The sequence below is a fragment of the Phaeocystidibacter marisrubri genome (assembly GCF_008933165.1).
In the GTDB taxonomy this organism is placed as follows: Bacteria; Bacteroidota; Bacteroidia; order Flavobacteriales; family Schleiferiaceae; genus Phaeocystidibacter; species Phaeocystidibacter marisrubri.
Window position 1 is genome coordinate 500,181 of record NZ_WBVQ01000002.1, and the last position, 15,302, is coordinate 515,482.

Consider the following 15,302-nt stretch of genomic DNA (forward strand, 5'->3'; position numbering starts at 1 on the left):
TATGAGATTTCCGGAACCAAGAACACTCGCAGATTTAGCCGAATGGTTAAACTGCACCTTTGTGGGGCACCCCGACCACGAAATTACCGGCATCAATGAAATACACGTAGTAGAAACGGGTGATCTCGTATTTGTAGATCACCCGAAATACTACGACAAGGCATTGAATTCTGCGGCAACCACTATTCTGATCAACAAAGAAGTGGAAGCGCCAGAAGGCAAAGGTCTCTTGGTTTCCGATGATCCCTTTCGCGATTTTAACCGAATCACTCGCTTTTACAAGCCCTTCCAAGCTGCATCAAAGTCCATCGCAGACGACCTCATAGTTGGGGAAGGAACCATCATTCAGCCCGGTACATTTATCGGTAAGAATGTCGTGATTGGAAAAGACTGTGTGATCCACGCGAATGTCACTATTTATGGCGATTGCACCATTGGCGATCGCGTTACCATCCACGCTGGAACCGTACTAGGAAGCTCTGCTTTCTACTACAAAAAGCGTCCAGAAGGATATGACCCATTGGTTAGTGGCGGTGATATCCGCTTAGAAGACGACGTAGAGTTGGGCGCTTCTTGCACCATTGATCGCGGCGTTTCTGGAACCACCATCATAGGCAAGGGAAGCAAGTTGGACAACAACGTCCACATTGGTCACGACACTCAAATTGGACAGAACTGTCTATTTGCCTCACAGGTTGGCGTAGCTGGCTGTGTAATTGTGGAAGACAACGTCACCTTATGGGGACAAGTCGGCGTCACCAGTGGAATTACCCTAGGTAAAGGCTGTGTTGTCCTTGCCCAGTCCGGTATTTCTAAATCCCTTGAAGGAGGCAAAACCTACTTTGGCTACCCTGCAGAAGATGCCCGCAAAAAGTACCGCGAAATGGCTTCATTACGAATTTTGCCAGAGATTATTGAAAAGCTGGGATAGGTTGGATTTTGAGGGTTAGTGAAAGCTCCTCGCAAGAGTGACCAGTTACTAGCCCCCATACTTCTACCTTACATTGATGATTTCAACCTAACCACCTAATCGTCTTTTAATCCCATTTAACGAGGCCATGTAAAGTGAATCAGTGGAGATTAGTTGGTGCTGTTCGATGAAGTACAGTGTAGCTTCAATTCCAACCAACGTATAAACCGAAGAGCTCCCTTCACTTTTAATTACTTCTACACGATACGATCCAAACGGATAATGTTCACCACCATCGATTTTGGATTCGGTGGCTAAGGTTGAATCAAAAAAAATCGCCAATTCGGTGATTGTTTCTTTCGATACCACCAAAACATCTTTGAATTCAAAGGGGTCTGTCTTTGCATCCTCATCACAAGTCAATTCAAGGGTAGGCATGGGCTTATCCATCGGACCTAAAGGACTGATGACAATCTTTTGTGTGGTACATGAACTGAAGATCAATCCCAAAAGCCACATGAATTTCAAGTTTCTAATCATCGCAAATCGGCTGACTTGAAGCATTGTGTTTTGATGTATCTCTTGGAAGATAAGTAAATTGGAGAAGTGGGTACCCGCGCGATTACACTTACTGGTTTTAGGAGAGGAAGTCGAATTGCTGGACCGTCAAAATTATTTTCGATAGACGACATCGGGAAGCCTTCACCATAAGCTCACCTATTTCAATATTGATTTCCGCAGGGTGAAGAACATTAAATAGGAAATCCCTCTAAAAACTCTACCAATACTTTCTTTTCAAAGCTGTTACAACAACTGCGATTTCATAGAATTCAGGTGAAAACTCAAAAGAGTATACGCCGAATCGAGCATAATAAGTATGCGTAGAGTAAACGACCCCATTTATACTCCTCTCCATTTTCAAGCTTTGACTAGGCTCTCCATCGCCTCCAATAAATTCAGAAGCTATGATTAAGCCTTCACATTCAACATGTGATACCAGACTATCAAGTTTTTCTATTATTTCAGGCTCAAATACACTTATTTCTTTGAAAAAAGATGTGTCTTGACTATCGAAATACCCTAACGATGTCATCCTAATAGTGTCGCCTTCCGTGTTAAAACGCAAGGTTACGCTTAATGGAATGTTTGGATGGATATACTCAATAAACAACTGTTCTTCTAAGAGTTTCTGTGCTTTGACAGAACACCCCAAAATCAACACTGCACCTATTGTTGCTAATACATTCTTCATTATAAACAGGATATCTACCGTCCGGCTCAGAGAGCAATACAGGATTGTTCGGCAAACTCCCCTTTTTCAATTCAATCTGCAATTAATGCATCTTGATTATTAAACAGTTAAGAGCTAGCACGTACGTCATACCCTATTTTATTAAATTTCCTCGTACTAATCATTTACAGAAGATGGATAAATAAAAGTGCCTGGATATTGTGAATAATTCAGAAACGCAAGTAATACAACTTCCTCTACGGGATAATCAAGTTGGTATGTGCTTGAGCCATCAATAGCATTATGGGCTATTTCCGCTTGAAGTAGCAAAGGTGAAATCTGCCTAAATACTTCTTCGAAAACAGAATTATGGAAGTCACCCGATGTGATTTCTACGTAGTACTTCTTATCAGTCTCCGCATTGTATACCTCTATCCAATCTATCGAAGGATTGACTAGATCATTGCGATCGATAGCACTAAGTGTTGAATTATTCTCAACACTATCAATAAACTCTTTCAGTACTCTTTTAATTTTTCGATTTCGTACGGAAATGAACTCATCATATTGATTACTACTCCCTCTGATTACCTTTAGCGTAAATTCATCATCAATGTCTGTTGTAATTATTTGATCAACATTGCCTTCAGAAAAGCTAATATGAACGGCACAATAGGAAGTATTCAACCTTTGAAACTCACCTATATAATGTAGAATTTTAGATTCTGCATTTATTGATGAGTTGTTTTCATTTTTGCGAAATCCACAACTCATCAAGAGGCAGATTAATACAATTTGGATTTTCATTTCAAAGCTTTTTAGTCTGCATGATGTTCTCCAACTCCTCCAAGATAATATGGATCACCCCAAGATGCACCGGATCGAAAGAGAGCTCCAAGCCATGACTAATGACCTATAGCCTATGCTTGTCTGACTCTAGTTATCTGTTGAACATAAAAACACACTATCACTCCTGACTACGAAAAACTGAATTGTTTGTATCAGAATTATACGGACTCAAACTTCTATACTCATGCGTCAACGGATCCACACTCAAACACATATTCTTCTGGTTATCATAATACCTCGCTCCGTAAGAGAATAACTCATTTGAATCACCCCCTGTCCCAGAATTTTCACTGAAACTATAAATTGATTTTTAATGGGTTAAGATCCTGAATAGTCGCCACCTCCTAGATGACCACATTACCAGCTTATGCCTCTAATCATTCTCGAGTCATTGCCTCAACCACAGTATCATTTTTAAACATAACATCAAACACCTCTACTTCACCGCCTCTTGGATGTTTTTTAACTCTTATTACATACATCAAGTTCCCTATCGAATCATCACATCCTTTGCACCTATCAGTCGTTAACATCATCACAACTTCTTCCCGACTTTTTCCGATTAACAACCTCGATTCTTCCAAATCCTCAGTCATTCTATATCGCTCACTAGGTTCTTCAGCCCATCTAGCTGTATCAAACTTCAATTGTCGAGTACAACCGAAAAGGAATGTCATCCCAAACATAAATAGGTAATGCTTCGTTCTCATGGCATAAAAGGTGCTTCTTCCGAACTTGGTTGTTGAAAGCCATGGTAATAATTATATCCTCGCGTTACAGCTTGAACTTCGCTAGTCTCATCAAGTCGTCCATTTGCAAAAAGTGAATAAATATAACCACCCAACAACATTGGTGTAAGTCCAATATTACCCTTCTTAGAATTGGCGGCCCCAAAAACAACATTGCCAAACTCATTAATATTGTATCCATACCCCATAGATCGTTCACATCATCATTAAAGAATCGAGTTCCGAATCGATCTACTGCATAACCTTCAGCAAATAGCTCCAACTGATTTCTCGCGTTATCGGCTGAGGAAGGCAAGGAAGTGGAAATCGAAATGACCCAGCTCATTCAAGCTCAACCGCAGATCCAAAAGAACTTTTCGTTTATTACTTCCATCACAGGAGTGGGGCCTATTACAGCTACAGAACTCATCTTACTAACCGAAAACTTTCAGCGTATCAATTCCGCTCGAAAAGCAGCCGCATACGCAGGTGTCTGTCCTTATACCAGCCAGAGTCCATTATCGAACCAGTCGAAATCTCAAATCGCTCCTGCACATCTGTGCCAAGACCATTTGCATTCATAACAAGGAGTTCAAGCTATATCGAGAACGTAAAACGATGGAGGGAAAACACTTTTATCTCGTAATGAACAACGTAGCCAACAAACTCCTCAGAACCATCTTTGCCATCATCGAATCTCAAAAAACTTTTGATCCCAATCACATTACTCTTGATCCGAGAAATAACCTTAAATCCTCCTGATTTTATTTGCTTTTGACAGAGTAAACATTACCCAGCTAAATCGTCAAGCATTTTATGGAAGTTGGCAAATTCGTTTGTCCATTTATATTTCATGTGACAAAGAGCTGTGTAGTAACCTCTACCAATAACTAACCTCTTATTGCTTCCCGTCTCACAAGCTCTCCAAACCTCCACATACACATCATTCTCCTTGGATCGCCGCCTACTTGTTTCAGAACTGTCAATAGTTGTCCATGGATCGATTAATAGAAACTTGCGCCACCCTGTCCTAATCGAATCATTGATTTCAGCAGCAGATGATATAGTCCAAGACACCAACCGTGGTGTTTCATCATCCACATCAGGAAATTGCAATAGCCATTCTTGATTCCAAGTAGTAATGGTTAATTCTCTTTGAAACGACTGGATTTCAACATAATGTGCACCATTCAATTTAATAAATAGACTATCACCATCTAGAATTGACACCGACTGAGCTAGAACCATGCTCGAAAGGCAAATAAAGAGAGATGAAATCAAATACTTTTTCATGCGACTAATAAAATGTATTAAGGTTGGGTATAACGATTAAAGTGATACAACCATTGTTGCACAGCTTGTGACATATCTGCGTTTGGGTATGCATCCTGAAAATATTGCATCATTCTTTTCATGGTTTCTAACCGATAGGTTGGCGTAACATTATTTCCCGTTTGGAGCATATATTCCATTTCACGCATATAAGCCCTATACTCATCACGGTCACTGCTGTTGTAATCTAGAATCTTATGTGATAAATACTCATGCGATAACACCGCATTCTTAATATTCTCGACTGTATACTCTGAAATTGACGTATTCATTGTGGCATATATTCTGTCTTTTTCAGGGTCATATGAAAACTCGTTAGAAGTTGGATCACCAGATGCATCCCAATAGATTTGGGATCCGATAGATTCATAGTCGAAAACTATTCCATTCATGATTTCTTGACCATCAAAATTGCTTACGATAGACGACATTATTTTCTGAAAGACTTCTCCTCTCATCTGGTTATTTCTAATCACTGATGTCATCGTGCTAGTATTGTTGTCTTGCAATGCTTGATCTGCAGACATCGTGCTAAAATCTATTTGAGATGTACCAGAATAAATCAACGCATCACCGACAAATCCTTCTGACGTATTTCCTATGTAGTTGCCGTCAGAATCGAATACAGGATTCGCATTCGTGCCATTAGGATCCACAAGATTTATAGGGTTATTATTAGTAAACTGGTACGACGTCATGGTCAAATTAATCCCTTCCATCGCCATCGGATCCACACTCAACCAAATACTCAACTGGTTATCATAATATCTAGCCCCGTAGTATGCTAGCCCAGTCTCCTCATCTACTTCTTTACCGTTGAACCTGTACGGACTATCAAACCCTTGCGGTTGCGCATTGTATTCGCTCATGTTCTCGCCCCAAGCATTGTAGAGGAAGAATTGATGAACTTGCCCATCTAAATCGGTTATGAGGTCGACAGAACCCAAGTAGTTCGGGTGGTACCAGTAGACTTCCGTAGTGCGATCTCCGCAATTTACTTCGTTCACTCCATCGTTGGTAGTTGGAGAGAGATCTGTAGACATCCCTTCTGCCTTTCCCGATGAAAGATCTGGATAGGATTGAATCACAGAAGCTGGTGATTCCAACTCTTCCCTCGTATAATCTTCTCCTTTATTGAGCTTGAACTCACTGAGGATTTCCTCCAGTTGATTCAACACAAGATCTTCCGAGGAATCTTGAGATTCCGACGCTGCTTTCTGTTGACTCTGATAAGTCTGCTCCGTAAAGCGTCCGCTGGCTACCCGTTGCATTCCCATGTAATAATGGAAAGTAAGGCGATCTTCCGTGTCGAAATGTTCTGCTACCACATACGGATTCACATACACTTTGTAGGCATCTAAAGTGCCGGTTTGCGTGTATACATCTCCGTTGATGTTGACCGTTGATGTGGTAAAACTCGCCTTCATGATTCGTTCTCCATTGTAGTCGTATACGTAGTGATGAATTCCACGATCATTGCTATCGGCAATCATCTGCTGTTCTTCATTCCACAATATTCGAATACTTCCCAGCGTACTCCCTGATAAGTTACGATTTATCTCTTTAATACTTCCAGAGTTGTTGTAATCGTACGTCGTATTTGCAGTATCTGATGGAGTAATTTCTGAGGAGCTCGTTAGCTTATGCTTTTTAGATCCGTCATAAACCATGGACAAACTGTAATCAAGACTTGACAAGTTCGTCATAGGATACGAGCCCTGAGGATCACTGACCTTATTTGTAATCCTACCGGAAAGGTCATAATCCATGGACACCTCGTGAACCGTCCCTGAGTAGGCACTATAAGTAACCGGTGGGGTTCCAGGATCATCTGCAGCGTCAAAGCTCACCGAACTCATGGACGTACTTGCTTCTTTAAGCCGCATTAAACCGTCATACGTATAGGTCGTTGTAAGTTTTGAAGATGTCGCCATAAACAGTCGGTGTGGAGTGATCTCAGATGCTGAAATCATACCTAAGCTGTTATAGCTGTAGCTTCTGTCCATAACTTGCTGTTGATGCGGATACCCTTTTGGCAATGCTAATACGTCACTCGACAACAAGGTACGCGTTACAGGATGGTATCCGTAGTTCATTTTTGTACCATTTCCATACTTCATGTAAACGATGTTATCGTAACCGTCATACGATATTGTGTCTATCAAGTTTGGAACCGTGATGCATGAACCATTGCTAACATCCACCCAAAGTAAATTACCTAAGTCCGTGTAATGGTAATCCAATTGCTCATTATCAGGATAGGTCATCTGAAGCATCCTTCCAAATGAGTCATAGCGGAAATTAGTGGTATATGTCTTAAAGCCTTTTTGTGGAACTTTTATCACCCTAGACTGAAAAGAGGTTTGTCCCAGTTCATCGTACTTCAAAGTTTCTACTAAGAATGGGGCCGAAGAGTCCCCTTGTTCAACGGTCACAATTCTGCCAGCTCCATTCTTTCCATCTCCGCGCTGTCCGTACGTAAACGCAACGTTGTAAAGATCTTCATTGCTAGAACCTGCGGGCATCTTCTTTCCAACCAAACGATTTAAGTCGTAATCAAAGGTAATTTGTCCATTAGTTATGGACTCCCTCGTTCCCTCTGTACTCACGGAAACCAAGTTTCCTCCTAAGTCATACGTATTGGTTGTCCGTCCTCGGTCGGGATGAACTTCTTCAATCATTCTCCCCACCCAATCATATTGATAGGTTGTCTTTTGATTTGCGGGATCAATCACTGTATCAAGCTGTCCCAGTTCATCGTAAACGAATCGAGTAATTTCCATATTCGCAGCCCAGGATACACCCTCCTGCGCAGAACCTACTTGACGCCCTTTGTGATCTTGATACGTATAAGCTCTCGACTTTCCATCGAGATTGGTAATTTCCGTGTAACGAGACTCTCCATTAAATACAGACCATGAACGGTTAACTGTCGTGGTTGACCAATCGACATTCGAACTCGCCCCTCCCGTAGGATACAAAGACATAGACTCTGTCGGTCGATTGAGGTAATCAAACTTCACCTTACCCATCGTATCCGTTAAGAGCGTTTCAAAGGCTATCGTAGAAGCAGATGTCCCTGTGATGAGCGTGTCATTGTGTTGCACATAAACCTGTCCAAACTTATCGTACACAGAGAAGCCGGAAACACGACGAGCCACTCCCATGGAATGGTCCGTTCCTGAGGAAGGATCATCCCAATCTGTTAATGTTTGGACTTGGATCGCTCTACTCAATCCGTCTGTAAATGTGATAGTTTGAGCAGCTGTTGAAATCACTGTATCAAGTGTATTCTCAGGAACTAACGCGTCACATGAGGTTGAAGCACTTCCATAACTAACCACTGTAGATGCATTTCCTGTATTGTGATAAGTGGAAGCATACGGATGTGTATCAAATGGGTGATACTCGAATGAAATGGTAGGTTCCTTTGAGGAGCTACTCAATTCTCGAGGTGCCCAAACTCTAGAAGGTCGTCGATATTGATCAAATGCAAATCGCATAACTTGACCATTGATATCTGTAGTCTGGAGCACTTGTTGATACCCGATATCATAAATGGTGCACGCAAAATCGCCATAAGGATTGTTCACACGTTCAACAAATTGAGAAACGTCTGAATCATAAACAAATGTTGTGGTTGGCCTACCTTGACCAGGAACCTGAGGAGCTTCAACCTGAGTCAAATTCCCCATCGCATCATAGGTGAAGTCAGTTAGCATTACATCACTAGGCGACAAATACTGCCCCATTTGCTGAACAGCCTTCTTATTTGTGGTAAGTGATTCTACCTTGGAGTGTCTGCGAATATTGGAAGGACTAACAGACTGAGTATACACCCAGTGCTCTTGTAACACATTGGTTCTATTATTTGCTGATGTCGGACTAAAATAATCCATGACCGCAATAATCCTGAAATCATACGTACTCTTGTCAACGAGCTTATAGATAATCGTTTCTTCAATTACCCATTTCCTATGCGTACTTGTGAATTCTGCAAGTTCATTCCCATCACATACGGCTCGTGGACCAATTCCTTCCTGATTTCCGCATCCAGAAGTGTTTTCGTAGAGACCATAAATGGTGTCTGGCTCGTATGAAGGGGAGTCGCATTCCACATAAACATAGTAGTGGTAATCATCTATCGGGACAACATCAAGGCCAGGGACCATATCCAAATCTGCACAGCTGTTTTGCTGCGTCAAATACTCATAGTGTCCTGTATAAATGGTATCTACAGGTATCGTATCTACTTGAGCTGTATTCAGCGTGCCAAAATCTTCAAACCACACCACATTGAAATACTTGTCAAATTCTAAATGATACTTCTGAAGATTGATCCCAGAACGGTCTTCTACAACTGGGAAATTAATGTTTCGCTTATCCGTGACCGCAGGAAATACAGTGATATAATCCGGGAGATTATCAGAGGTGTACACTTCATCCACTAATAGCCAATCTTTTGCACCTTGCTCAATGACCTCTCCTAGCGTACCTCCATAAGTAGACATTTTGGAAACCCCACTTTCAACGAGACGAAGTTCAAAATCTACCCCTTCGTCGGAAATGAGTTCTATGTGTTGGTGAGTCCATGAATCATAATGATGAGCCCCATATTCAACTGAAGGGTCAGAACAATCGTAACCCAAATTCAGAGTATCCACTCGAACTGAATCTCTCCACTCATGAACATGGAGTAAATAAGTATTCTCCAATATACCCTGCTCATACAAATAGCGACCCATATCTCGAGGTGAAGTACCTTTTGGAGCTCTATATTCAAGGACATTCATATTGTATTGTCCTGTTCTTCTTACTGACGTTGTATCATAATTGAGTTTGAATGGACAATCATACTCGTCTTTAATATATCTTTTCTTTTCAATTTCAAAATCATTGGATTCTGCACAAAAGTCTTCTCGTTCTCCCAATTGATTGGGTTGAATGGTAGCGACACGCGTAAACCCTGCGAATTCTCTCTCTCTTCGAATCCGAATCCCTCCGTCGTATGCGAACTTCGTTTCATATTCATCTACGCCATCTAGGTCATTTGTTCCATCTGTGATAAGATGCCCATCTGACACAACCACAGAACTCATCACCCATTTAGCCGACGGCATATCCCAATAGATTTTCTCATTCTCCAATTCACTGAGATGAGTTCGAACAACAGGCTCGTGGTATCCCTGCTTGTTTCCAACTACTTCATAGGTAATAGTGAACTTGCCCTTCAAAGGGTTGGTAACGGATTTTAATTTATTCGCATCTCCAAACGTTGCGTAATAAACCTTTAAGTCCCCATCCTCTGTTTCCACATAATCGGGAGCACCATCTCCGTTCATATCCATGAAGCTGGTTTTCAATCGATCAATCGAGAAGTTATCACTGTATCCTGCCGTTACAGGGACCTTCAACCCCCAAAGGATGGGACCTAGTGTAAAGGTGACTTGCGCTGACACACCCGTACTTCCCGATTTATTATAGTTTTCGGTTCCTTGGGTAAGATTGTAACCCGTTATATCATAAGCTTCAAATTCCGATCCCGTATTGAGCCATAGGTCATCAGCTGCAGTCAAATCTATATAATCAGTCAGACCATCTCCGTTAAAATCAAAATAGAACCTCTCGGAGTAATTACCTGCTCTATTCACGTTAAGCCCACCACTTAAAGATCGTACCCACCATGAATAGGATACGGCAATTGGAGCTAGATTACCTGAAAGTGAAATATCATAGGCATGATTGCGGATGGTTCCGATAGCATCAAAAACGTTTGCTTCAAAGCCATATCCATACCCCAATCGGAACTTCTCACTAAATAAGTCATCTTCATACGAATCTGGAATCCCATCACCATTAACGTCAATGATAGACGTTCGAGATTTCGAAGCGCGGTATCCTGCCCCAAGGTTACCAGAAAGGGTAAATTTCCTTGATTCTGTTGTGTAAGAGCCAGACCAGGCAGCATTCCCCCCTAGAGAAGTACCTTGACCGAGTATTGATATTCGTGGAACTTCCACTTGAGCTCCCAATCCTCCTTGAGGATTTGTAAACTGCCCCTTAATCACATCGTCATCCACAAGAATATCAGGATAACCATCCCCATTCAAATCTGTAAAAGATGATAATTGCTTAGAATAGAGTCCAAGTTGAGAAACACTCACAGCAAAGGCTATTGGATCCGTTCCACTACTAATTCCTAACGACCTAGAAGTGCTTCGAGTCAAAAGCCCCTGTGCAGTAAACTTAGGATCCGAAGGACCCACACTTATACTTGGGAGATTCGTCGATTGATCAAATTCATTGACGAGGATAGGAGAAAAGCCCCCCGCCAAACGAAATGCAGCGATAGCTTGACCATTTATTCCGTATCGGTCTCTATTGCGATCTGAAGTTATCAGGCTCTTCTGATAACCCCATAGATCTCCAACATTCTCACCTCTTATTGCATAAAGCGGCCAGAACTTATACTTACTCGCATCGTACTCATCTGGATGATTCTTGATGTAAGTAGTATCATACGCACTCGGATCATTCCCTAGTGGAATATGCAATTGCGCTCGTTGGATAGGGTAATTCATTGAATCCTCATGAGGTTTCCAACCGAACACTCCCCAATGCTTGTAATTCATCTGAAGGAGCTCTATTTCTCTGTGAAAAAAACCGAGGTCATAGGCAGTAATACTTCGAACTAAACCAGAAGGAGAGTACAGGCTGAATTTAGCGAGATTGTTCTGGATATAATCCAGTAAAGCTTGCGCGTAAGGACCTTTAGCGAAAAACTCAATTTGAGCTTTCTGATCAATTGAAGTTTTCGTGAAATATGCTTTTGACGCACTTGTAAAACTACTGGAGTTGAGCGTCGTTTTCCCAACAAACGCCATATCATAAGGACCAACTCCTTGGGTCATGTCAACATTCTTGTAAGTGATGGTTCCTTTCACACCATCAAAGACAATGGCTATTTTCTCTGCCATGACGCCCGAATTCTTGAGAGTCATGTATACCACGTCTTGTGAAACGTCATCGGGTTTGTCAATGACGCTACTTACACCTGCGTCATCGATAACGGGCAATAGTTGATAATCAACTCCAGATGAAAGAATTCCCAAATCAGTTTGATATCCATGTTCATCCAACTTATTGTAGGTCACATATTCGGGAGTTGGATACAGTTCTTCTACTGGATTAACACAATCATTTTTAAATTCCACAACAGGCGTCCAAAGTAATCCAGTCCAAAGAATGTTAGAAGAAGAAGTGAGACGGAATTGCAGACTTACAACATCCGAAGAAGTCAATCCTGCTACCTTGTAGTAATTAGAACCTGTTAACCCAACAAAGGGAGCAATAGAATTAGTCGGAGAGCTCGATGTACCTTCCTCTACAGTTTGATAATAGGTATTGGAAAGAACTCCGTTAACATAAACATCTATGGCCACATTAACCTCATCGGAATAGATTGGATTATTAGAATAATTCAATTGAACACGAAACTCCTGATCTCCCTGAAATGTCGCCCCTTCCCCAGAAGAAAGTAAAAAACCAGCCTGACTAGATGAAACACCCCAGTTTGTGTTTTGACCGTCCAACCGATTACCACTTGTATATCGTATCACAGGGTTCCATTTCACCAAGTCGGACTGTCCATCTTCTCCCGCTCTCATTCGAAAGAAAATTTTATCGCCTTTGGCCACATTCAAATACAAGAAATGTGCAACCGATGAGGGAGAAGTAGGGGTTATTGTTTGAAAGCCACCGTTTTGAAAGGCCTCATTGTGTTGGACTGCTACTTGAGCTGTACCTGTAGCACCAGGATACATACTGGCAAGTCCTGTGATACGAATTTGACCGGTTTCAAAAGCCTCCCAAACTCTAACAATCTCCATCGGTTGAAGATTATCTCCTTGAGGCGCCGCAACCGCATTTTGCCCCTTAACTACAGGGTTAAAAGTACTTTCACTTGATCCCCTAAAGTGATACTCTCCATTATCGCTCATCTCCCCAAACAAAACTTTAGCTGTATTGCCATCGGGGTAGATTAAGTCTGGATAACCATCGGCGTTATAGTCAATCACATCTCGAAGGACTTCAGAATTCCCATCACTGAATGACACATTCATGTGAGTGAGTTGAGCAGCCTGAGGGCCGATTACTTCAACCTGATACCCCGTAGATGAGTTTCGCGTCCTACTAATTCCATCGATATAAATACGAACCTTACTACCTATTTGAAGCGTACCATTTGCGCGTCTGGTAATTGGACGATAGTACACTTTATCTCCCTCGTCTATAACTACATCAGGGATACCATCCCCATTAAAATCGCGCATCTGAGTGATCACATCCGAAACAGAAGAGCTGCTACTAATCCCTGCACCAACCGTGTTTTCTTTTGTTAAAGTGATACCAAATGGCGACTCGTTCAATGCCAGTCCGAAACCAACTCTTCCACTCCCGCTGTACCCCTCGGTGAGCGAGGTGCGTATGGGAGACGGCTCGATATACGTATAAAGAGGATTGAGAACCGATTTGATATACCATGGTGACTCACTTAAATATCGAGTTCCATGATTCATTCGAAGAATCTTGGGGTCGCTGTCGTATTCCAAACCACGCTCGTAGTAATTCATCGTATGTCGATAAAACTCAACTCCCCCTCTTTCCTCAGCTATGTATTGAAGCAGTGTCTTGAAGTGAGTACTTTGATCATAGGCATTGTATCCAAAAACATACTTCACTAACAATTGAGAATCGTATTTAACGTCAATGCTCATCAGCTTCCTATCATCGATCACTTTGAAACCGTAATTCATCATTACGCTTCCATCTTTTCTGCCAACCGCAGTGTTGAAGATGATATGATATCTTCCCGACGTACTCCCAAATCCCGTATAAGTAATGCTGGATAAATGCATTCCTTTACCTCCACTCTTCATTTTATTGGTGGTGGTATTGAGGTAGGATGTGTAATCGTATTCTATCGTGTTTCCCCATTGATCTACCACCTTAGTCAAGTACCATTTGGCGATATTGCCGTTTGTCCCTTCTTGTAAGACAGAATTCTGATCTAGCGTAGCACCATCCTCAGTTCCATAATAACGTACTGTATTCGAAGCGTCGGTTACTTTCCAAAAGTATTTGGTTGGATCTCCACCCAGACGTTCAATTTTCTGGTAGGACGTTTGTACTCTCGGAAAGAAACGACTACCACTAGGCTGGCGCAGTTGGACAATTACATTTCCTGAAGAATCTTTAACTGCTTTATTGGGACGAAACCCACCTTCCTGAAATAGCGCTTCACCGTCGAGTACATATCCTTCACTTTCTTGAATGTCATCAAAAACAGGAACACCCCATTTCGTATCGACACTTATACTGGAACTACCAATATTCCATCCCATGCCCATCCAACCTGTTCCTCCATCTGAATTATAGGAAACGGACAATGGCGGAGTCATTCCATTTCTGCCCTGCGGAATCCAGAGCGGATAATTAATATTTGCTGAACCCTGTCGATTGACACTTGGCGGCTGCATAAGGCGCATCCCCGTAGCAGGATTTACTGGATCTATATCAGAAACACTCGTAGGTACATATGCATTCGCTTCTGGCATTTCTGGCGAAGTAATCAATCCCGCGAAATAATCCGTTTCACCGGGAACCATGGCCTCTATTCGTAGTATATCACGATCTGTTCTCAAGGTTTGAGCCGCTTTCCACGAACGCGTCACTCGGTCAAAGAATAAGACCTGAACATGGTCAATATCTGATATGGACTTCAATCGAGAGGCATCCACTCCAATAGCCACAGGATACGCGTGTTCATATTCACCATCCATGCGATAAGCCTCCGCATTTCGTGTCACGTTATTGATGTGACTAGGGATAGATGATAGTTCAGCATCAAACGATACATAACCTCGCAAATCAACGGTCGAATCAAGCACTTCAAAATCGAGCGCTCTGGCGTAATTTCTAGAAGCGGTTGAAGTAATTGACGTACGTTCTTCTTCTGGTGCAGAGAAACTGTTGGACGAACGTCTTGTAATGACTTCCGTATCCGCTTCAACAGGTTGAAAGTACGGGGTTGATACCACGGGCATCGCAGAGTATCTTTCACTTGACACCACAGGTAAACCAACCCTCAAATACATTGCGCTTGCCATCAAATCATTAGAGAGAAAAACCAAAACGGTAACAATGGCGGCTATCCTTGAGATACTATCCGTTCTCATAATACTTAACTTAT

Annotated in this window: 8 protein-coding genes; 2 read left to right on the forward strand and 6 right to left on the reverse strand. The window is 41.9% G+C overall.

Translation table 11 applies throughout. The features are described 5' to 3' along the window. The first annotated feature begins 1 nt into the window (after position 1). A complete protein-coding gene (locus F8C82_RS09695) occupies positions 2-931 on the forward strand; it encodes a UDP-3-O-(3-hydroxymyristoyl)glucosamine N-acyltransferase (RefSeq protein WP_151693391.1) in 930 nt (309 codons plus the stop codon). A gap of 87 nt (positions 932-1,018) precedes the next feature. Here F8C82_RS09695 and F8C82_RS09700 read toward each other — a convergent pair whose 3' ends face one another. The 4 genes from F8C82_RS09700 to F8C82_RS09715 all read right to left on the reverse strand — a co-directional run bounded on the left by F8C82_RS09700 (position 1,019) and on the right by F8C82_RS09715 (position 3,700). Continuing rightward, complete coding sequence (locus F8C82_RS09700) at positions 1,019-1,474, reverse strand: hypothetical protein (protein WP_151693392.1); 456 nt, start codon at positions 1,472-1,474, stop codon at positions 1,019-1,021. Positions 1,475-1,688: 214 nt separating this feature from the next. Beyond that, positions 1,689-2,162, reverse strand: a complete 474-nt coding sequence (locus F8C82_RS09705) for a hypothetical protein (protein ID WP_151693393.1) — start codon at positions 2,160-2,162, stop codon at positions 1,689-1,691. Between the two features lie 156 nt (positions 2,163-2,318). Then, positions 2,319-2,948 (reverse strand): hypothetical protein, encoded by a 630-nt coding sequence (locus tag F8C82_RS09710; protein ID WP_151693394.1) that lies wholly within the window; start codon positions 2,946-2,948, stop codon positions 2,319-2,321. A 419-nt stretch (positions 2,949-3,367) separates the two neighbouring features. After that, positions 3,368-3,700 carry a hypothetical protein gene (locus F8C82_RS09715; protein WP_151693395.1) on the reverse strand — a complete coding sequence of 111 codons (333 nt, stop codon included), beginning with the start codon at positions 3,698-3,700 and terminating at the stop codon, positions 3,368-3,370. Between the two features lie 350 nt (positions 3,701-4,050). Here F8C82_RS09715 and F8C82_RS09720 point away from each other — a divergent pair, with 350 nt between their 5' ends. Then, positions 4,051-4,302, forward strand: a complete 252-nt coding sequence (locus F8C82_RS09720; RefSeq protein WP_151693396.1) for a transposase — start codon at positions 4,051-4,053, stop codon at positions 4,300-4,302. A gap of 205 nt (positions 4,303-4,507) precedes the next feature. Here F8C82_RS09720 and F8C82_RS09725 read toward each other — a convergent pair whose 3' ends face one another. Next, positions 4,508-5,011 carry a hypothetical protein gene (locus tag F8C82_RS09725; RefSeq protein ID WP_151693397.1) on the reverse strand — a complete coding sequence of 168 codons (504 nt, stop codon included), beginning with the start codon at positions 5,009-5,011 and terminating at the stop codon, positions 4,508-4,510. Between the two features lie 17 nt (positions 5,012-5,028). Continuing rightward, positions 5,029-15,288 (reverse strand): SpvB/TcaC N-terminal domain-containing protein, encoded by a 10,260-nt coding sequence (locus F8C82_RS09730; protein ID WP_151693398.1) that lies wholly within the window; start codon positions 15,286-15,288, stop codon positions 5,029-5,031. Positions 15,289-15,302: the final 14 nt, after the last annotated feature.

Bases quoted from the DNA above. Each gene is read 5' to 3' on its own strand.
- F8C82_RS09710 (WP_151693394.1), bottom strand. From the start codon at position 2,948: ATGAAAATCCAAATTGTATTAATCTGCCTCTTGATGAGTTGTGGATTT.
- F8C82_RS09720 (WP_151693396.1), top strand. From the start codon at position 4,051: ATGACCCAGCTCATTCAAGCTCAACCGCAGATCCAAAAGAACTTTTCG.
- F8C82_RS09695 (WP_151693391.1), top strand. From the start codon at position 2: ATGAGATTTCCGGAACCAAGAACACTCGCAGATTTAGCCGAATGGTTA.
- F8C82_RS09705 (WP_151693393.1), bottom strand. From the start codon at position 2,162: ATGAAGAATGTATTAGCAACAATAGGTGCAGTGTTGATTTTGGGGTGT.
- F8C82_RS09730 (WP_151693398.1), bottom strand. From the start codon at position 15,288: ATGAGAACGGATAGTATCTCAAGGATAGCCGCCATTGTTACCGTTTTG.
- F8C82_RS09715 (WP_151693395.1), bottom strand. From the start codon at position 3,700: ATGAGAACGAAGCATTACCTATTTATGTTTGGGATGACATTCCTTTTC.
- F8C82_RS09700 (WP_151693392.1), bottom strand. From the start codon at position 1,474: ATGCTTCAAGTCAGCCGATTTGCGATGATTAGAAACTTGAAATTCATG.
- F8C82_RS09725 (WP_151693397.1), bottom strand. From the start codon at position 5,011: ATGAAAAAGTATTTGATTTCATCTCTCTTTATTTGCCTTTCGAGCATG.